This is a genomic window from Pacificoceanicola onchidii (assembly GCF_004804335.1).
Taxonomy (GTDB): domain Bacteria; phylum Pseudomonadota; class Alphaproteobacteria; order Rhodobacterales; family Rhodobacteraceae; genus Pacificoceanicola; species Pacificoceanicola onchidii.
In genome coordinates this window covers 172,338-189,760 of sequence record NZ_SRXY01000008.1, presented here as the reverse complement: position 1 = coordinate 189,760, position 17,423 = coordinate 172,338, and the positions used below count along the sequence as shown (strand labels likewise).

General features: G+C 59.5%; 20 protein-coding genes. 14 read left to right on the top strand and 6 right to left on the bottom strand.

Features of this window, described 5'->3' with window-relative positions; all coding sequences use genetic code 11:
* Positions 1–53 precede the first annotated feature (53 nt).
* The 5 genes from E4662_RS19760 to E4662_RS19740 all read left to right on the top strand — a co-directional run bounded on the left by E4662_RS19760 (position 54) and on the right by E4662_RS19740 (position 6,079).
* Positions 54–1,919: an ABC transporter ATP-binding protein gene (locus tag E4662_RS19760; protein ID WP_136443349.1), complete on the top strand. Its 1,866-nt coding sequence runs from the start codon at positions 54–56 to the stop codon at positions 1,917–1,919.
* Positions 1,916–3,757 (top strand): ABC transporter ATP-binding protein, encoded by a 1,842-nt coding sequence (locus tag E4662_RS19755; protein WP_136443348.1) that lies wholly within the window; start codon positions 1,916–1,918, stop codon positions 3,755–3,757. Before E4662_RS19760 ends, E4662_RS19755 begins: the two co-directional genes overlap by 4 nt.
* The gene (locus E4662_RS19750) at positions 3,754–4,329 is read left to right on the top strand and encodes an AAA family ATPase (protein WP_240705262.1); all 576 of its coding nucleotides are present in this window, start codon (positions 3,754–3,756) and stop codon (positions 4,327–4,329) included. Before E4662_RS19755 ends, E4662_RS19750 begins: the two co-directional genes overlap by 4 nt.
* A complete protein-coding gene (locus E4662_RS19745; RefSeq protein ID WP_136443347.1) occupies positions 4,289–5,515 on the top strand; it encodes a class I SAM-dependent RNA methyltransferase in 1,227 nt (408 codons plus the stop codon). Before E4662_RS19750 ends, E4662_RS19745 begins: the two co-directional genes overlap by 41 nt.
* Positions 5,516–5,584: 69 nt before the next feature.
* Positions 5,585–6,079 carry a L,D-transpeptidase family protein gene (locus tag E4662_RS19740; protein WP_136443469.1) on the top strand — a complete coding sequence of 165 codons (495 nt, stop codon included), beginning with the start codon at positions 5,585–5,587 and terminating at the stop codon, positions 6,077–6,079.
* Here E4662_RS19740 and dalA read toward each other — a convergent pair whose 3' ends face one another.
* A complete protein-coding gene (gene dalA / locus E4662_RS19735) occupies positions 6,080–6,640 on the bottom strand; it encodes a divisome-associated lipoprotein DalA (RefSeq protein ID WP_136443346.1) in 561 nt (186 codons plus the stop codon).
* A gap of 169 nt (positions 6,641–6,809) precedes the next feature.
* On the opposite strand from dalA, the gene E4662_RS19730 reads away from it, so the two are divergent.
* Together E4662_RS19730 and E4662_RS19725 are read left to right on the top strand one after the other, a co-directional pair.
* On the top strand, positions 6,810–7,406 hold the full coding sequence (locus tag E4662_RS19730) for a L,D-transpeptidase family protein (protein ID WP_136443345.1): 597 nt from the start codon (positions 6,810–6,812) through the stop codon (positions 7,404–7,406).
* 149 nt (positions 7,407–7,555) lie between these two features.
* Positions 7,556–7,747: a ferrochelatase gene (locus E4662_RS19725; RefSeq protein ID WP_136443344.1), complete on the top strand. Its 192-nt coding sequence runs from the start codon at positions 7,556–7,558 to the stop codon at positions 7,745–7,747.
* 68 nt (positions 7,748–7,815) lie between these two features.
* Here the strand turns inward: E4662_RS19725 and E4662_RS19720 are convergent, their stop codons facing one another.
* Positions 7,816–8,811 carry an asparaginase gene (locus E4662_RS19720; protein WP_136443343.1) on the bottom strand — a complete coding sequence of 332 codons (996 nt, stop codon included), beginning with the start codon at positions 8,809–8,811 and terminating at the stop codon, positions 7,816–7,818.
* Between the two features lie 169 nt (positions 8,812–8,980).
* Between E4662_RS19720 and E4662_RS19715 the strand changes: the two genes are divergently transcribed.
* From E4662_RS19715 to E4662_RS19705, 3 genes are all read left to right on the top strand, one after another.
* On the top strand, positions 8,981–9,508 hold the full coding sequence (locus E4662_RS19715) for an invasion associated locus B family protein (protein WP_136443342.1): 528 nt from the start codon (positions 8,981–8,983) through the stop codon (positions 9,506–9,508).
* 106 nt (positions 9,509–9,614) lie between these two features.
* Positions 9,615–10,799: a dual-specificity RNA methyltransferase RlmN gene (gene rlmN, locus E4662_RS19710; RefSeq protein WP_136443341.1), complete on the top strand. Its 1,185-nt coding sequence runs from the start codon at positions 9,615–9,617 to the stop codon at positions 10,797–10,799.
* Between the two features lie 144 nt (positions 10,800–10,943).
* Positions 10,944–11,333, top strand: coding sequence for a hypothetical protein (locus tag E4662_RS19705; RefSeq protein ID WP_420819279.1), 390 nt, complete (start codon positions 10,944–10,946; stop codon positions 11,331–11,333).
* Positions 11,334–11,335: 2 nt separating this feature from the next.
* On the opposite strand, the gene hemH is transcribed toward E4662_RS19705, so the two are convergent.
* Positions 11,336–12,397 (bottom strand): ferrochelatase, encoded by a 1,062-nt coding sequence (gene hemH / locus E4662_RS19700; RefSeq protein ID WP_136443339.1) that lies wholly within the window; start codon positions 12,395–12,397, stop codon positions 11,336–11,338.
* A 57-nt stretch (positions 12,398–12,454) separates the two neighbouring features.
* A complete protein-coding gene (locus E4662_RS19695; RefSeq protein ID WP_136443338.1) occupies positions 12,455–13,276 on the bottom strand; it encodes a methyltransferase domain-containing protein in 822 nt (273 codons plus the stop codon).
* Positions 13,277–13,288: 12 nt separating this feature from the next.
* Between E4662_RS19695 and E4662_RS19690 the strand changes: the two genes are divergently transcribed.
* The 4 genes from E4662_RS19690 to E4662_RS19675 are packed head-to-tail and all read left to right on the top strand — an operon-like array spanning position 13,289 to position 15,573.
* Positions 13,289–14,020 carry a ComF family protein gene (locus tag E4662_RS19690; RefSeq protein ID WP_240705261.1) on the top strand — a complete coding sequence of 244 codons (732 nt, stop codon included), beginning with the start codon at positions 13,289–13,291 and terminating at the stop codon, positions 14,018–14,020.
* A gap of 31 nt (positions 14,021–14,051) precedes the next feature.
* Entirely contained in the window at positions 14,052–14,309 is a 258-nt protein-coding gene (grxC, locus tag E4662_RS19685; protein ID WP_136443337.1) for a glutaredoxin 3, read from the top strand.
* Positions 14,309–15,142 carry a carbon-nitrogen hydrolase family protein gene (locus E4662_RS19680; protein WP_136443336.1) on the top strand — a complete coding sequence of 278 codons (834 nt, stop codon included), beginning with the start codon at positions 14,309–14,311 and terminating at the stop codon, positions 15,140–15,142. The genes grxC and E4662_RS19680 overlap by 1 nt, the downstream gene beginning before the upstream one ends.
* Positions 15,139–15,573 (top strand): MarR family winged helix-turn-helix transcriptional regulator, encoded by a 435-nt coding sequence (locus E4662_RS19675; RefSeq protein ID WP_136443335.1) that lies wholly within the window; start codon positions 15,139–15,141, stop codon positions 15,571–15,573. The genes E4662_RS19680 and E4662_RS19675 overlap by 4 nt, the downstream gene beginning before the upstream one ends.
* A 49-nt stretch (positions 15,574–15,622) precedes the next feature.
* On the opposite strand, the gene idi is transcribed toward E4662_RS19675, so the two are convergent.
* Both idi and E4662_RS19665 read right to left on the bottom strand, forming a co-directional pair.
* On the bottom strand, positions 15,623–16,150 hold the full coding sequence (gene idi, locus E4662_RS19670; protein WP_240705260.1) for an isopentenyl-diphosphate Delta-isomerase: 528 nt from the start codon (positions 16,148–16,150) through the stop codon (positions 15,623–15,625).
* Positions 16,151–16,281: 131 nt separating this feature from the next.
* Positions 16,282–17,400 (bottom strand): polysaccharide biosynthesis/export family protein, encoded by a 1,119-nt coding sequence (locus E4662_RS19665; RefSeq protein ID WP_240705259.1) that lies wholly within the window; start codon positions 17,398–17,400, stop codon positions 16,282–16,284.
* Positions 17,401–17,423 lie beyond the last annotated feature (23 nt).

Here is a 17,423-nt window from a genome sequence, read left to right as displayed (position 1 = left end):
TCAGGTCCCGCCCCTCGTCAAATTTGCCAGTGCCTATACGTGAGGCTTCCGATATGTTTCGCTTCTTTGAAAACCTAGTTGACCCTTATGCGGATTATCCTGTGCAGGATACGCCGCCGCAAAAAGTCCTGCCCTTTATCTGGAATTACACCCGTGTTTTCCGGGGCATTTTCGTCTGGGCGGTTTTGCTGTCCATTGTTGTGGCCGGGATCGAGATCGGCCTGATCTGGGCCATGGGTTGGGTCGTCGACATCCTGTCCGGTCAGCCCGAGCAGGTTTGGGAGACCCACGGCACGACGTTGATTGTCTTGGCCGTATTTATCCTGGTTCTTCGGCCGATTATTCAGGTTGTGGATGTTGCCCTGCTGAACAACGCCATGTTGCCCAACATTGGCACGTTGATCCGGTTCAGGGCGCATAGCCATGTGCTGCGCCAGTCTGTTGGCTGGTTCGAGAATGACTTCGCCGGACGCATTGCCAACCGGATCATGCAAACCCCGCCTGCCGTGGGCGAAGTGACCTTTCAGGTCTTTGACGCCATGACGTTTTCGATTGCCTATGTCGTCGGGGCGGCTGTCTTGCTTGCGGACGCAGATGCGCGGCTGATCCTGCCACTGCTGATCTGGGTCGTGCTGTACGGTCTGCTTATCCGGTGGACAGTCCTGCGTGTCAGCCCGGCGTCGAAAGCGTCCAGTGACGCCCGCTCGAAGATCACCGGGCGGGTGGTGGATGCCTATACCAACATCCATGCGATCAAGATGTTTGCGCACCACGATCAGGAAATGGCCTATGCTGGTGAGGCGATCGAACATGCGCGCCGGACATTCCAGCGGGAAATGCGGCTCTATACCACCATGGATGTGGCTTTGGTCATATTGAACGGCCTGCTGATCGTCGGTGTTGTCGGCTGGGCGATTGTTCTCTGGTCGCAGGGCAATGCCTCTGCCGGAGCTGTTGCTGCGGCGTCGGCGCTTGTGTTGCGGCTCAACGCGATGACCGGCTGGATCATGTGGGCGACCACGAGCCTGTTCCGCGAAATCGGCGTGGTTCAGGAAGGCATGGAAACCATTGCCCAGCCGATCACACTTGTTGATGCGGATGCGGCCAAGCCTTTGCAGTTCAAAGAGGGGCAAATCGAGGTCAGCGAGGTCTCGCACCATTACGGCAAGGACAGAGGTGGTCTGGATGCGGTGTCTTTGACGATCAACCCGGGCGAAAAGATCGGTCTGGTTGGGCGATCCGGGGCGGGCAAGTCCACGCTCGTGAAACTGCTGCTGCGTTTCTACGATGTGGAGAAGGGCCGGATCATGATAGATGGTCAGGACATCGCCGGGGTTACGCAGGACAGTTTGCGCCAGCAGATCGGCATGGTGCAGCAGGACAGCGCGCTGTTGCATCGGTCCGTGCGGGACAACCTGCGGTTCGGGCGGCCAGAGGCAAGCGATGAAGAGATCATTGAGGCCGCCAAGAAGGCGCAAGCGCATGACTTCATCCTGGATCTGGAAGATCCGGAAGGCCGGACCGGCTATGACGCGCATGTGGGTGAACGGGGGGTCAAGCTTTCGGGGGGGCAACGGCAGCGGATCACGCTGGCGCGTGTGATGCTCAAGGATGCGCCAATCCTGCTCTTGGACGAAGCCACCAGCGCGCTCGACAGCGAGGTGGAAGCGGTCATTCAGGAAACGCTGTATGGCCTCATGGAAGGCAAAACCGTAATCGCCATCGCGCACCGCCTGTCAACCATTGCCCAAATGGACCGCATTCTGGTGATGGACAACGGGCGTATCGTCGAAGACGGCACGCATGAGGTGCTTTTGGCGCAAGGGGGGCTATATGCTGGGTTCTGGGCGCGCCAGAGCGGCGGGTTTCTTGATCCGGATACAGACAACAGCACAGGCAGTGCCGAGGCAGCGTTATGAAGCCGACTGAATGGATAAACCATCTTGCCGAAGCGGACGGCCCTCCGCCTGACACCCTGTGGCGGTTTTCGATGTGGGCGATCCGTGGGGCATGGCCGCCGCTGATCCTTGCCTCCGTGTTTTCGGTGCTGGGCGGAATGGTTGAAGTATCGTCAGCCGTCATCCTTGGCTGGGTGGTGGATGGGGCGCTTTCGGCTGGAACAGAGACTGTTTTCAGCTCGAATGTCCTGTTGCTTATCTTCGCACTGGGCTTTTTCATTGTTCTGCGACCGGTGCTGTTCGGTGTGAACGCCTATCTGCAAACGCAGGTCACGCAACCGAACGTGTTCAGCCTTATTCTCAGCCGCGTACATCGGTTCACCATCGGCCATTCGGTCAGCTTCTTTGACAATGATTTCGCCGGGCGGATCAGTCAGAAGGAGATGCAGACCGCACGGGCGCTCAACGACGTCATCACGGAAATCCTGCACACGGTGCTTTTTGCCGTGGCATCAGTGGTGGGGGCTGTTCTGCTGCTTGGCACGGTGGATTGGCGTATCGCGGCGGGTCTGGTGGTCTGGATGGTCGCCTATGGTTTCCTGATCCGGTATTTCATGCCCAAGGTGCGTGAAAAGTCTAAGGCGCGCGCGGCGGCCCGGGCGATGATCACCGGGCAGATGGTGGATACGGTCACCAACATCAAGACCGTGAAGCTCTTCGCGCACTCCGAGTATGAGGATCAGGCGGCGCTGGGCGCGATCGGAACCTATCGCACGCGGTTCATCGAGTTTGGCCGTGTCAGTGTCGCATTTCGCTTCTGGCTCATGGCGCTTGCCGGTTTGTTGCCGGTCATGATGGTTGGCGGCGCGCTTTGGTTCTGGAGCCTTGGCATGGTCTCCGCAGGGGACATTGCCGCTACCGGGGCGGTTTCTTTGCGGCTGGCTCAGATGACCGGCTGGGTATCGTTCGCGCTTATGGGGCTCTACGCCAACATTGGCGAGGTCGAAGACGGCATGCGGACGCTGACGCCGCCGCATGATCTGGTGGATGCGCCGGAGGCCGGAGCGCTGGCGGTTGATCAGGGACGGATCGAATTTCGCGATGTCGGCTTTGCCTATGGGCGCGAAACCGGTGGCGTAGAGCACATCAACCTGACCATAGCGCCGGGTGAGAAGCTGGGTGTTGTCGGGGCTTCGGGTGCAGGAAAGTCCACGCTGGTATCGATCCTGATGCGGCTCTATGACGTTGAGCGGGGCGATGTTCTGATCGACGGGCAGGACATTGCGACGGTCACACAGGACAGCTTGCGGCGCCAGATCGGCATGGTCACACAGGAGACGGCCATGTTCAATCGCTCGGCCATGGACAACATCCGCTACGGCCGCCCCGATGCCAGCGACGAGGAGGTGTTCGAAGCCGCGCACCGTGCCGAAGCGCACGATTTCATTCTCGGTTTGAAAGATCATGCAGACCGCGAAGGGTATGAGGCGTATTTGGGCGAGCGCGGTGTGAAACTGTCCGGAGGGCAGCGCCAGAGAATTGCCCTGGCGCGCGCCATTTTGAAAGATGCGCCGATTCTGGTATTGGACGAGGCCACCTCCGCCCTTGATTCCGAGGTTGAAGCCAGCATTCAAGACGCTTTGACACGTGTGATGGTGGGTAAAACCGTGCTCGCCATCGCGCATCGGCTCTCCACGATCAGCAGCATGGACCGGATCATCGTGATGCACGATGGCAAGATCGCCGAAGAGGGAACGCATGAAGCGCTGCTCGCGCAGGGCGGGCTTTATGCGCGCTACTGGGAGCGGCAATCGGGCGGATTCCTTGGCTCGGACGAAGCGCAGGAAGCGGCGGAATGAAACGGGTGATGATCGTCGGGCAACCGGGGTCCGGCAAGTCAACGCTTGCCCGGATGATTGGCGACAGAACCGGCCTTCCGGTGGTGCATGTGGATCGCATTCACCATTTGCCGGGCTGGCAAGAGCGCCCCCGGGATGAAAAGATCGCCATGGCCATGGCGGAACAGGCCAAACCGATCTGGGTCTTTGAAGGCGGACTGTCGGCGACATGGGAACACCGGTTTTCGCGGGCGGACACCTATATCTTTCTCGATTTCCCGCTGCATGTCAGGGCATGGCGCGTGTTTTGGCGCACGATCCGTCACTATGGTCGCACGCGGCCTGACATGCAGGAGAATTGCCCGGAACGGTTCAATTGGGAATTCACCAAGTGGATCTGGGACACGCGCCATACGGGGCGGCGCAAACCTCTGGCGCTTTTGCAGCGTGTGGGCCCGGGCAAGACAGGCCATCATCTGCGTAATGCGGCACAGGTCCGAGCATTCCTGAGCCGACTGGACGAAGCCGGGGTAACCGGGTTAGAGGCGCGTCATGACAGTGATCACAATAGAACGGCTCGGCCACAAGGGTGACGGCATTGCGCCGGGGCCGATCTTTGTGCCCGGAGCCTTGCCGGGCGAAGAAGTGTCCGGCGACATCGTCAACGGTGTAATGGCCAAGCCCAGCATCGTGACCCCGGTGCCGGAGCGGGTGAAAGCATCTTGCGCGCATGCCAAGTCCTGCGGTGGGTGTCAGCTCCAGCACGCGAGCGATGCCTTTGTCGAAAACTGGAAAACCGACATCGTCGCGCGTGCTCTGGATGCGCACGGGTTGTCTACGGACATTCGCGCCTGTGTGACTTCGCCCGCACAGTCGCGCCGCAGAGCGCGTTTCTCGGCGCGCCGCACAAAGAAGGGCGCCTTGGCGGGATTCCACCAGAAGGCTTCCGACATTGTTGTTTCGGTCCCGAACTGCCAACTGGTCACGCCTGCGCTTGCCGGCTCTTTGCCCATGGTCGAGGCGTTGGCGATCCTCGGGGCCAGCCGCAAAAGCGAGCTTTCGGTGCTCGTAACCGAAAGCCTGGGCGGGCTGGACGTGTTTGTTTCGGGTGGCAAGGACGTTGATACGCAGCTTCGCGTGGCCCTGTCTGATCTGGCGCGAAAATTCGATCTGGCTCGGCTGGCGTGGGATGACGAAGTCATCACGCGGCGTCCAGCGTATCAGCGCTTTGGCACCGCCGACGTTGTGCCTCCGCCTGGTTCGTTCATGCAAGCCACGGCAGCAGGCGAAGCAGCGTTGCTGGAGGCGGTCCGCGAAGCGCTTGGCGCGATGGGCAAAAACGCCAAGATCGCGGATCTCTTTGCCGGATGCGGGACTTTTGCCCTGCCTTTGGCGAGAGACATGCGGGTGCATGCGGTCGAAGGCGAGAAATCCATGGTGCAGGCACTGGACCATGGTTGGCGCAATGCGGAAGGGTTGAAGCATGTCACGCATGAAGCGCGGGACCTGTTTCGCAACCCGTTGATGCTGGATGAACTTGATCGGCTTGATGGTGTGGTGATCGATCCGCCGCGCGCCGGGGCCGAGGCGCAGATTGCAGAGATTGCGCGGGCGAAAGTGCCACGCGTGGCCCATGTTTCCTGCAACCCGGTCACCTTCGCGCGTGATTGCGCCACGCTGGTGCAGGCGGGGTACACGCTGGACTTCGTACAGGTGGTTGATCAGTTCCGCTGGTCGACTCACGTGGAAGTGGCGGCGGGTCTCTCACTTAAAGTTTAATGCAAGAGTTAGCTTTTTCGGGTTATCGTTTTCGGGTATGGTGAACGAAAAACCTGAATGGGTAGATCGATGCAGTTTCTAAAGGTCTGGCTGGTACTGGCCATGCTGCTCGGGCTGGGCGCCTGCAGCAGCAAGTTCAAGACATACGACGGTCCGGAAGTGACCCATGTGCTTGTCAGCAAGAGCGCAAGGCGCATGTATCTGTTGCACAACGGCGAAGTGCTGAAGGCTTATCGGGTCGGATTGGGATTTGCCCCGACAGGGGACAAGAAGGTGCGCGGTGACGGCAGGACGCCGGAGGGCGACTATTTGATCGACCGCCGCAATCCCAACAGCCAGTTCCACCTCAGTATCGGGATTTCCTATCCGAACGCGCGGGACATTGCAGAGGCCGAGGCCTTGGGAAAAAGCCCGGGTGGCGACATCTTCATCCACGGCAGGCCGCGCAAATACCGCGACGGGCGGCGTGACTGGACAGCCGGTTGCATTGCGGTCCGGGACCGTGAGATGGAAGACATCTATGCGATGGTGAAGGACGGCACGCCGATCCGTATCACACCGTAATTAGGATGGGATCGCAGGCGCTGCGCCGGGAATAACCGACAGCTCGGGCGAGCCGGTGATCAGCGTCCACCAGATCTTTCCGCCGCTTTCCTGATGCCAGGCAAAGCCCAGGTCGCGGGCGGAGGGATCAAGGATCACCTTGCGCGTGGCTTCGTCTTCCATCCAGGCACCGAGTGTTTCAAGCTCGGATTCGAAGGTTTCGGAGATGTTTTCACCGACGATGCGGCCCTGATAGCCCGCGCGTTGAACGCGGTCGATCGGGGAAGAGCCATCCGAGCCGAAATGCCAGGGCCGGTTCTGGACGGACATGTCACGCGCATGTGTCGCGGCAGCTGCGGTCAGGCGTGCATCCAGTTGCAGCGGCGGGGCACCGGCCGCCTGGCGCAGAGCGTTGACCGAGTCGAGCGTGCGGAACTGGATCTTGGCCGTAGCGCCGGCTCCGATTCGGTAGACTTTCGGAAGCGGTTTGCCGTCCGGCCCAAGCGCGTTGCTGTATTGCGGCTCTGCACAGGCAGTGAGGACCACGGCTGTGGAGAGGGCGAGAAAACTACGGCGGTTCATATCTGACGTCTCTTGGACAACTACTGTTAACGTTTCCTTAGCTTGCCAGCCGTTGCCAATCAAACCCACATCGGCGTGAGCCCGCCCAAACACGCGGGTTTGAATTGCGACTGAGACATTCGAGCCATAATATTGGCCATCCAATTGTTATTCGACAGGAGTATGGCGCATGGCCATTCCCTCACGTAAAGGCATGAACCGCCGTCATTTCCTTGCCACGGGCGCCGCGCTTATCGGCGCGCCAGCGCTTGCGCAGGACGTGAATGAAGGCACCACAGAGATCGAACGTGACATCAACACGGTGGTGCGGCGCAACATTTCCAGCTTCCGGACACTGGACTGGCAGCCGTATTTCAACAACCTGAATGGTGGGGCGATCCTTGTTGATATCAGCAGCCGCGCGCTGCACTTCTGGGAAGATAACGGGCGTTATCACCTGTATCCGTCCTCCGTTCCGCTGACCGAAGACCTGACGCGCAGAGGCCGGACCGAAGTGGTGCGCAAAGTAGAAGGCCCGTCCTGGCGGCCGACGCCCTCCATGAAGAAGCGCAACCCGGAATGGCCGGATTTCGTCGGCCCGGGCCCGGACAATCCGCTTGGCACGCACGCCCTGTACCTGAGCTGGACCTACTACCGCATTCACGGCACGCATGACACGCGAAAGATCGGTCGTCGTTCGTCCAATGGCTGCATTGGCCTCTATAATGAGCACATTGCAGAGCTTTTCGGCATGGCGAAAGTTGGCACACAAGTGTTGCTAATTTGACGACACTTTTTCGAGCGGCCGTTAGGGCAAGCCAAGATGCAATTGCAATCGCCCTAAAATACTGCTTAGACAATCATACGAGGTAAGTCTTGGGTGCCTGTCGTGCGTTCCTCAGTTCGGGCGCGGCGGGCAAATTTCTGGAGAAGAACATGAAGAAAATCGCTCTTGCCGCCGCTTTTGCTGGTGCAGCATCCACCGCCATGGCCGGTTCCTATGCCAAGGACGACGTTGTGATGGAGCCCGTTGTTGTGGTTGAAGAAGCCGCAGCATCCTCCTCCTCCGCTGGTCTGCTGATCCCGCTGCTGCTGGTTGCAATCATCGCGGCTGCCGCAGCTGACTAATCGTCAGTTACGGAACGTATTGGAAAAGGCGCTGCGACGGCAGCGCCTTTTTCTTTTGTGGCGCGTGATCAGTGCGCCATGGTGATTGCTGGTCGAACCTGTCCAGTCACAAGACCGTCCCAGTTCCTGATGTCGGGGCACAGGAATCGCTGAACGTCAGGATGGTTCGCATCAACGACGCCCAGTTTCACCAGAATCGCGGCAATCGCACTTTCTGCGGCGCGAGTCGTGCCATCCGCCACTTTCAAGGCAACGCCCAGCTCCTGCTCGGGCAGAATCGCGATGAAGTAACCGTCGGCACCGGTCTTGATGGCCACAGGCTGGTTGGCAGCCCGCATCAGCAAAGTGCAGGCGCGCCCATGCCCGGCTACCATCATCGGATGGGCATACATCGCCTGAACCAGACGAGCCCCCGCAACGCTCAGGGCATCTTCACGTTTGTGTGCGCCTGCAAACCAGGCCATGCCCTTGGCCATCGCGGCAACGCTCGTGGCGAAATTCGGGGCGGAACATCCATCTACGCCGAAACCGGGGCTGTCGCGATCCGTGATCGTCTCGAAAACGTCGCGGCAGGTTTTCTGGACCGGATGCGCCGGGTCAACGTAATCCGCGCCAGCCTGCAGGTATTTCGTAAGCGTAAGGAAACCTGCGTGTTTGCCTGAACAATTGTTGTGGATCCTGCACGGCTTCTCGCCATCGCGAATCATCTGCAACTTCAGTTCCTTGTCGCGCGACGTTTGCGGACCGCAAATCAGATCGGGTTCGTTGTATCCCAGATCATTGAGCCACTTGGACACGGCCTCTACATGGAGAGGTGCCCCTTCATGTGACGCGCAGGCAAGGGCCAGTTGCGCCTCTGTCAGATGAAAATGATCGGCTGCCCCGCTGGCGACCAGCGGTAGGGCCTGAATCATCTTTGAAGAACTGCGGGGCAGAACGATGGTTTCGCCTTCTCCCCAGGCTTCGACGACACCCAAGGCATCGCTGATCACGGCGTGTCCAAAGTGCGCGTTCTCCAAAAACGGACCGCGATAGGTTTCTGCAAGCAAGGCTGGGGCTGTCATGGGTGTCTCACGTCTAAGCGATAATCTGCCAAGAGGGCTTTCGTTTTTCAGCTATTTCAGGCTATTGTCCCGCCGTCGAGAGAAAAGGTCTAGCCCTGTCCAAAGGGCGGTTCGAATCCCAAGGGCGGGCCTGTACGATTGAGGCAAAGACAGCTGGAGGCTGCGAGAGATGAAATCAAGCTTTGTGCGCGTGATCGCCGCAACGGCGCTGACCCTGACCGCGTCTTTTGCGGCGGCGCAGGAAGAGAGCACCAACCGCGTCGACGCCATGACGGACTGGTCTGTCTTTGAAGGACAGGACCCGCGCGAATGCTGGGCGGTGACCACGTTCAAGGAAAGCGTCAACACCAAGGATGGCCGCGTTGTTGCCGTGACCCGCGGCGAAATCCTGCTGATGGTGTTTTACCGCCCGGATGCGAAGGTACAGGGACAGGTCGCCTTTACCGGTGGCTATCCCTTTGCAAATGGATCCACGGTGAACGTGAACATCAGCGGCAACGAGTTTGAGCTCTATACAGAGGGCGAATGGGCCTGGCCGGCTACGCCGCAGGACGACACGAAACTGATCACGGCCATGAAGCGTGGCGCTGACGCTGTCATGACAGCCGTGTCATCGCGTGGGACAACAACCAAAGACACTTTCTCTTTGCTGGGCTTCACAGCCGCCGTGACGGACGCGGAAAAGCGCTGCAACTGATCACGCGCTGCAGCGGTTGAGATTTGAAGGGTCGGGGTCACTCGGCCCTTTGTGTTTTCTGGCGAATCCTGTATGGGACAGGCTTCTTTTCTTGAGGATACGTGTCATGGCCACCGAGGCGCCGATTACCCAGGACGTTCTGACCATCCCCCGCAAACTGCCGGAGGACGGGAAGGTCAATCTTGTTGGTCTGACCCGCGCAAAGCTGCGCGAGGCTCTGATTGGCATGGGCACGCCCGAGAAGCAGGCCAAGATGCGCACCGGCCAGATCTGGCAGTGGATCTATCACTGGGGCGTGCGCGATTTTGCGGAGATGACAAATCTGGCCAAGGCTTACCGGGCCCAGCTTGCCGAGCATTTTGTGGTCGAAGTGCCGGAGGTTGTTTCCCGTCAGGTAAGCGCCGATGGCACACGCAAATATCTCGTGCGGATCGCCGGCGGGCATGAGGTCGAGGTTGTCTACATCCCCGAGGCCGATCGCGGCACGCTGTGTATCTCAAGCCAGGTTGGCTGCACGCTGACCTGCTCCTTCTGCCACACGGGCACACAGAAGCTGGTCCGCAACCTCACCGCTGCTGAAATCGTCGGTCAGGTTATGATGGCTCGGGACGATCTGGATGAGTGGCCGGAGCCCGGTGTTGGTACTGGCGATGCCGGTCCGCGTCTTTTGTCGAACATCGTTCTGATGGGCATGGGCGAGCCGCTCTACAACTTCGACAACGTGCGCGACGCGATGAAGGTGGTGATGGATGGCGAAGGAATCGCCCTGTCGCGCCGCCGCATCACGCTGTCCACTTCTGGCGTTGTCCCGGAAATCGCCAAATGCGCCGAAGAGATCGGATGTCTTCTGGCGGTCAGCTTCCACGCCACCACCGATGAGGTGCGCAACAAACTGGTGCCGATCAACAAGCGTTGGAACATCGAAGCCTTGCTGAACTCGCTGCGTGAATACCCGCGCCTGTCCAACTCCGAGCGTATCACGTTTGAGTACGTGATGCTCAAGGATGTGAACGACACAGATGCGGATGCACGGCGGCTGGTCAAGCTGATCCAGGGCATTCCCGCCAAGATCAACCTGATCCCCTTCAACGAATGGCCCGGCTCTCCCTATGAGCGCAGCGATTGGGAGCGGATCGAGCGGTTTGCGGACATCATCTACAAGGCCGGCTATGCCTCCCCGATTCGCACGCCGCGCGGCGAAGACATCATGGCCGCATGCGGTCAGCTCAAGAGCGCGACAGAGCGGGAACGCAAATCACGGCGTCAAATCGAGCAGGAAACCGGGCTCTGACGCTCTTGGAGCTTGGTGATTAGTCTCCAGATTGACTTTGCTGATAATTTTTGTCAGGAATAAATCCGAGAGAACTCGGAGGCGTTCGTGTGGTATTCGGACATTAAAAGATCTGACGTTGGTCTACGGGGACCAGAGCGCCGCTTGATCGGTATGCTTCGGCATTGGGCCGAAGGCGAAGCGGCGCAGATGGCCGTTTGGCATGACCTGCGCCAATGCCTTGGGGAGCAACGCGCCGCGTCGTGCCTGAACGGTTTCGAAGACATGCTCGACCTGCTAAAGAAACACGGCTGGCACGCCCCGCTGATCCTTTCACCCGAGGCGACAGGCTACTCCGAAGACGAACTTGCGATTGCGCGTTTCGTCATGGCGGCAACCGAACAAAGGCGGGGGGTTGCGCTCGCCGAGGCAAGCTTTCTGGTTTCACCCTGCGCCATGCTCAACCTTATGCACGCAGCGAGCCGAGCCGGACTTCCTTTGCTCTGCGAGGACTGCCGTCTCCGCGTCATGATGGGGCGGCGAACCGTCCACTGACGCTACTCGAGCCAGCCTTTCAGGTTGGTCTCGATCACCGCGCTCAGCGCTTCGATATGAGCATCGTCATCATTGAGACAGGGGATGTAGGTGAACTGTTCCCCTCCTGCATGTTCGAAGCTTTCCTGGATCTCTTCGTTGATCTCTTCGAGCGTCTCGATGCAATCGGCAGCAAAGGCCGGGGCAATGACGGCAATCTTCTTTTTGCCTTGCTTGGCCAGATCGGCGACATGCTCGACCGTATAGGGGCGCAGCCACTCCTCGGAGCCAAAGACAGACTGGAAGGTGGTGCAGATCTGTGTGTCGTTCCAGCCAAGCCGTTCTTTCAGCAGGCGCGTGTTTTTCTGGCACTGGCAGTGATACGGATCGCCCTCGAGCAGGTAGCGCTTGGGCATGCCGTGGTAGGAACAAACCAGCATGTCGGGTTTGTCATCCAGCCCCGCATAGGCCGTTTCAACAGACTGCGCGAGCGCGTCGATATAAAGCGGATGATCGAAATACGGTGGGATGGTGCGCACGGCGGGTTGCCACTTTTCTTCCATCAAGGCGCGGAAGAATTCGTCGTTCGCGGTTGCCGAGGTCGCTCCGGCCTGTTGAGGGTAAAGCGGCACAAAGAGGATCTTCTGGCAACCGGCCTCGACCATCGCCCGGACCTTGGACTTGGTTGATGGATTGCCGTAGCGCATGCAGAAATCGACCATCACCTGTTCGCCATAACGCTCTTCCATGGCTGCGGCCATCTTGGCTGTCTGATCTTTGGTGATTGTCATCAACGGGCTCTCGCCCTTGTCGTGGTTCCAGATCGACTTGTAGTTCGCGCCGGAGGTGAAAGGCCGCTTGGTCAGGATGATCAGTTGCAGCAATGGCTGCCACTTCCAAGATGCGATGTCGATGACACGTTTGTCTGAGAGAAACTCGTTCAGATACCGGCGCATCGGCCAATAGGTGTAGTCATCCGGCGTGCCGAGATTGGCGAGCAGAATACCCACTTTGGCGGGTTTGATCGCCGGATGATCCGCGGGCGCATGGGCTGGCACTACGGCTTCGTCGGTCATGTCGCGCATCTCATGCGTCCTCTTGTCCCTTTGGCTGTGGCGTAAGTATCGCCTTTTCGCGATGCGTCAATCCTTGAGGGGCGTTTCTTCGGTTCCCAACGCCTCAGCGAGACTTTGCGTCGCGGAACCGGGGCGGAGTGGCTTTGGCTGACTGTCGTCGGGCGCCCAGCCGGTCAGGGTTATGATGTCGAACGTTGCGGGTATTCTGCCATCCGGCCCCGCGTGCTGCTCGACATAAAGTTGCGCGGCCTTCATTAAAATAGATCGACGTGTCGGGTGCCGCAGACGCCCGGACAGAGCATTGGCTTCTCCCATCGCGCGTAGCTCTCTCATGAGATGCAGCGGGGTTTCGTAGCTGGTGTTCAGGCTCAGCGAGTCCGCGACAGGCATGGCCAAACCCGCCCTTTGCATGACCGCGCCGAGATCGCGGATTTCGCCCATGGGCAGGACGCGGGGGGAAAGCCCGCCGGTTATGTCCGCTTCAGCCGTTGCGAGCGCGCTGCGCAACTCGTGCAGCGTTTCACCTCCGAAGGTCAGGCAAAGCAGCAGCCCGTCCGGACGCAAGGCGCGGCGACATTGGATCAGCTGACCGACGGGGTCATTGGCCCAATGCAAAGCCAAGGCGTGCACGATGAGATCGTGGGCTGCTTCGTCCAGACCAAGCGTTTCTTCATCCGAAATGATCCGCGCTTCGGGAAAATCCTCCTGCCAAATCGCCGGGAAAGGCGTCACGATCGCCGGATCTGTAAAGTCCTTGTTAACCAACGCGAGGCGATCATGAACATCGTCCCGAGCCATTTCATGCAGGAACAGCGCGGCCGGGTCGGAAACACGCGTGCGATTGCGGATCAGGGCCTTGCGGTCGGTCAAGGGAAGCGGCTGTGACATGAGGGGAAAACTATGGGCTGGGTAGATCGGATGCAATCGATCGTTCAGATGGTCTATCCACCGCGCTGTCTGTCCTGTGGCGCCATGGTGGATGAAGACTTCGGTCTTTGTGCCGCGTGTTGGAAGGAAACACCATTCATCGCCGGTTTGTCCTGCGATCTTTGTGGTAAACGCCTGTCCGGGCAGTCTGACCGCGAGGAGCTGTGCGATGATTGTCTTACCATCGCGCGCCCGTGGAGCCGCGGCAGAGCAGCGCTTGTTTACGAAGGCCGTGCGCGCCGTTTGGTGCTGGCGCTCAAACACGGCGACAGGCACGATATCGCGAAGCCTGCCGCGCAGTGGATGGCGCGGATCACCCGTCCAATCGTGCGCCCCGATACTTTGGTTGTGCCCATTCCATTGCACGTGAGACGCCACCTTTCCCGGCGCTACAATCAGTCCGCCTTGCTGGCTCAGACCTTGGCGGACGTGCTTGATCTCGACTATGTGCCGGACCTCTTGCACCGGGTGCACCCGACGCCGATGCTCAAAGGAAAGAGCCGCGACGAGCGCTTTGAAATTCTGGCGGGACAGTTGCAGGTCACACCCAGTCACGAGCCGCTTGTGGCGGGTCGAAGTATACTGGTTGTCGATGATGTCATGACCTCCGGCGCGACCCTCGCAGCGGCGGCGGATGCCTGCCTTGCGTGTGGCGCAAGTGAGGTTTTCGTGAGTGTACTGGCGCGGGCTGGCAAAGAAGCCTAAGTAAGGTCCCACACCACACGGGACATGCGACATGCAAGACGTTGAAATCTATACCTCGCCCCTCTGCGGGTTCTGCCACGCAGCAAAACGCTTGCTCAAACAGAAGCATGTGAAGTTTTCAGAAGTGGATGTCCTGCAGGAACCCAACCGCAAGCCCGAGATGATGGATCGCGCCGGTGGGCGTCACACGGTGCCGCAGATTTTCATCGGCGGAAAACACGTCGGCGGCTGCGATGAGCTCTATGCGCTGGAACGCGCGGGCAAACTGGACGCGATGCTGGCCGGGTGATGCGGGTCGCGCTGCTTCAGACCTGCGCCAGCGATGACGTGAGCCGGAACCTGGACGGGCTTCTTGAGATGTTGGAACAGGCCGCGCAGGCTGGCGCGGACCTCGTTCTGACGCCCGAGGTGACCAACATCGTCTCCATGGACCGGGCATATCAAACCGAAGTTCTGAAGACCGAAGCCGAAGACGACACCCTGCGCGCGGTCCGTGAATTTGCAGCGCAACGGGAGCAGTGGGTCCTCTTGGGATCGCTTGCCCTGAAGTCCGATCCGCCAGAGGCACGGTTTGCCAATCGCTCCTTGCTGATTGACGACAAGGGCTCGATAAAGGCCCGTTATGACAAGATGCACATGTTCGATGTGCAGGTGTCGGAAACCGAAACCTACTGCGAATCAAGCGGTTATGCGCCGGGCGAGCGGGCTGTGGTTGCGGCTACTCCCTGGGCCAAGATCGGTATGACAATCTGTTACGATATTCGTTTTGCCTATCTCTACCGCGCTCTGGCTAAGGCGGGAGCGGAGATTCTGACCGTGCCGGCCGCCTTTTCTCCCGGAACCGGGCCAATGCACTGGCAGCCGCTTTTGCAGGCGCGGGCGATTGAAACCGGTGCCTTTGCCATCGCCCCGGCACAAACCGGAACCCATGACGCACGATCAGGCCGGACACGCAGGACTTATGGGCATAGTATGGTCATATCACCGTGGGGCGAGGTGTTGCTGGACGCGGGCACCCAGACCGGGGTCTTCGTGGTCGATCTTGATCTTTCCGCTGTGGCCGAGGCGCGCCGGAAAGTGCCGTCCCTAACCCACGACAGAGTATTCGAGGGGCCGTTATGAATGACGCCAGTACACTTGCCATCTCGCTGTTCAGCGAGCTTCTGACAGCGGACCAGCTGCTTCGGGCGCGTCTGAACAAAGTTCTGCCCAAGAAGATGGAAATCTCGCACTTTTCCGTGCTGAATCACCTTGGACGCGGCGGCGAGCGCACCCCGGCGCAGTTGGCGCGCGCGTTTCATGTCACGCGCGGCGCGATGACCAATACACTCGGGAAACTGGAGATGGCCGGTTACGTGCATATTCGGCCCGATTGGGATGATGCCCGGCGCAAACTTGTCTCGATCTCGCCCGCCGGAAAATCCGCACGCGATGCCGGACTGGCGGCGATCTCGCCACTGATCACGGAAATGGTCGGCGAACTGGGGGACGAGAAGGTCCGCGCCGCGCTGCCTGTTCTGCGTGAACTGCGCGTGAAGCTGGAACAGGACTAAAGAGCTCCGCCTGCGGGGGCTGTTTCAGGCCAAAATCCGGACGCGGCAATCAGCCGAAAATAACCTGTGCATGGTCTTCAAGATAGATGCGCAGCCAAGGCGTATACCGTTCTGGATACTCAGCCACGCGTTTCTTGAGCGCTCTGATGGCGATCCATTCCGTGTCCATCACCTCGTCAGGGTTCGGAACAAGCGGCATGTCATCCGCCGCTTCCGCCACAAACAGATCGACCACTTCATGTTCGGTCAACCCGCCACCAACATCCGCCCGATATTCAACCTGTTGCCGGAACGCGAGAGAAAGGCCGGTGATGCCCAGCTCTTCCTTTACGCGCCTCTGGCCGCAATCCTGCGCGGCTTCGCCCCAATGCGGATGTGTGCAGCAGGTGTTCGCCCAAAGGCCCGGGGTGTGATACTTCTCCAGGGCTCTGCGTTGCAGCAGAACTTTTCCATCCCGCACAACAAACACGGACACGGCCTTGTGCCTGAGCCCCCGTTGATGGACGGCGAGTTTTTCAACAGGCGTCAACGTCCCGTCAACCCAGGCAGGGATCATGATCGGGGTTTCGTCTGCCATGTCAGGGGCCTCTGGCATCGATGAGGATGCTCCGTGGTGTTTCAAGGGAAGACCCAGTCGTGGTCTCAGATTGGGAAAACAACAAAAGCGCGCCCCTGTTCGGTCGCGCGCCTGTATTGTTGATTTCGATATTATCGGGCCAGATTGGCCGCGCTCGCCGTCAATCCAAAGACCGACCCGACAAGGCTGAAGACCGTTTGCACCGCGTTGACCGGGCTTTCCGTTGCCAGAACCGTATCATCTGGATGGATCGGGAACTTCTTGGCCGCGAAGAGACCATCCGCGCTGGTCAGGTCAAAGGTAAAGACCACCTGCTGCATGTCAGGCCCCGGGCCGCTGTGGGACAGGTGCTCGGCCGCGTATTCACGCAGGACAAGAACGCCCTTCGGGTCAGCACGCAGGTCAGCGATACCGCCCATCAAGGACATGGCTTCGAGGGCCATCACTTCGTCCTTCGGGAAGTAGATCAGGTTTTCGGTTCCAGAGGCGCCAAGCGTGGTAAAGGCGCGCTCGTCGGGCTCGACGATAACGGTGTCGCGCGGATGCATGAGCGCGTTTTTGGAGCCGTCTTCGAAAAGCCTGTCGGCCGAAATCTCGTAGGTCTTGCTTCCGCGGAGCAGGCGAACCTGCGGGTTGCGCATGGCGCTGGGAATGCCGCCCGCATCGGAGATCACGTTCAGGATCTTGTAGTTGCGCGACGGCATGGGGTAGGCGCCGGGTTTGTTCACACCGCCAACAACGTCAATCGAATGATCGCGCCCCTGTTGCAGACTAAGCTGAACCTGCGCAGAGGGCACAATCGGTTCCAGGCGGCTTTGGATTTTCGCACGTGCTCCCGACGTTGTCAGTCCACGCACACCAACCTTGTTTACATAGGGCAGATAGATCGAACCGTTGCCGTCGACCTCGAGGTTTTCGATCTTGGTGAAACGTTGCCCGGGGTTGGTGATCAGAGAGTTGTCCTGACTGTCCCAGATCGTCACATCGATCCGATCCCCCGTCCGGATCATCGACGATGTCGAGCCGTTGGATGTGGCTGGCCAATGGTAGTGGCCGTAGCCGCTGTGTGCGGACCAAGCGAGAATTCCAGGAATGTTTTCGCGTGTGACCGGTACCACCTGAAAGGTCGGACTCTCGGCCTGGCTTTCACTCAGGACTTCCGATTGCAGGGCTGCGCCGCGTGGAAGGCTGCAGGCTGCCAACGCCAGAAACGCAGCGAAGGCCGTCAGGAGTTTGAATTTCGCAGTCACGTTGCCCCCAGACATCTCTGACC

Coding starts and splice junctions, on each gene's coding strand:
- E4662_RS19760 (WP_136443349.1), top strand. CDS start 54: ATGTTTCGCTTCTTTGAAAACCTAGTTGACCCTTATGCGGATTATCCT.
- E4662_RS19755 (WP_136443348.1), top strand. CDS start 1,916: ATGAAGCCGACTGAATGGATAAACCATCTTGCCGAAGCGGACGGCCCT.
- E4662_RS19750 (WP_240705262.1), top strand. CDS start 3,754: ATGAAACGGGTGATGATCGTCGGGCAACCGGGGTCCGGCAAGTCAACG.
- E4662_RS19745 (WP_136443347.1), top strand. CDS start 4,289: ATGACAGTGATCACAATAGAACGGCTCGGCCACAAGGGTGACGGCATT.
- E4662_RS19740 (WP_136443469.1), top strand. CDS start 5,585: ATGCAGTTTCTAAAGGTCTGGCTGGTACTGGCCATGCTGCTCGGGCTG.
- dalA (WP_136443346.1), bottom strand. CDS start 6,640: ATGAACCGCCGTAGTTTTCTCGCCCTCTCCACAGCCGTGGTCCTCACT.
- E4662_RS19730 (WP_136443345.1), top strand. CDS start 6,810: ATGGCCATTCCCTCACGTAAAGGCATGAACCGCCGTCATTTCCTTGCC.
- E4662_RS19725 (WP_136443344.1), top strand. CDS start 7,556: ATGAAGAAAATCGCTCTTGCCGCCGCTTTTGCTGGTGCAGCATCCACC.
- E4662_RS19720 (WP_136443343.1), bottom strand. CDS start 8,811: ATGACAGCCCCAGCCTTGCTTGCAGAAACCTATCGCGGTCCGTTTTTG.
- E4662_RS19715 (WP_136443342.1), top strand. CDS start 8,981: ATGAAATCAAGCTTTGTGCGCGTGATCGCCGCAACGGCGCTGACCCTG.
- rlmN (WP_136443341.1), top strand. CDS start 9,615: ATGGCCACCGAGGCGCCGATTACCCAGGACGTTCTGACCATCCCCCGC.
- hemH (WP_136443339.1), bottom strand. CDS start 12,397: ATGCGCGACATGACCGACGAAGCCGTAGTGCCAGCCCATGCGCCCGCG.
- E4662_RS19695 (WP_136443338.1), bottom strand. CDS start 13,276: ATGTCACAGCCGCTTCCCTTGACCGACCGCAAGGCCCTGATCCGCAAT.
- E4662_RS19690 (WP_240705261.1), top strand. CDS start 13,289: ATGGGCTGGGTAGATCGGATGCAATCGATCGTTCAGATGGTCTATCCA.
- grxC (WP_136443337.1), top strand. CDS start 14,052: ATGCAAGACGTTGAAATCTATACCTCGCCCCTCTGCGGGTTCTGCCAC.
- E4662_RS19680 (WP_136443336.1), top strand. CDS start 14,309: ATGCGGGTCGCGCTGCTTCAGACCTGCGCCAGCGATGACGTGAGCCGG.
- E4662_RS19675 (WP_136443335.1), top strand. CDS start 15,139: ATGAATGACGCCAGTACACTTGCCATCTCGCTGTTCAGCGAGCTTCTG.
- idi (WP_240705260.1), bottom strand. CDS start 16,150: ATGGCAGACGAAACCCCGATCATGATCCCTGCCTGGGTTGACGGGACG.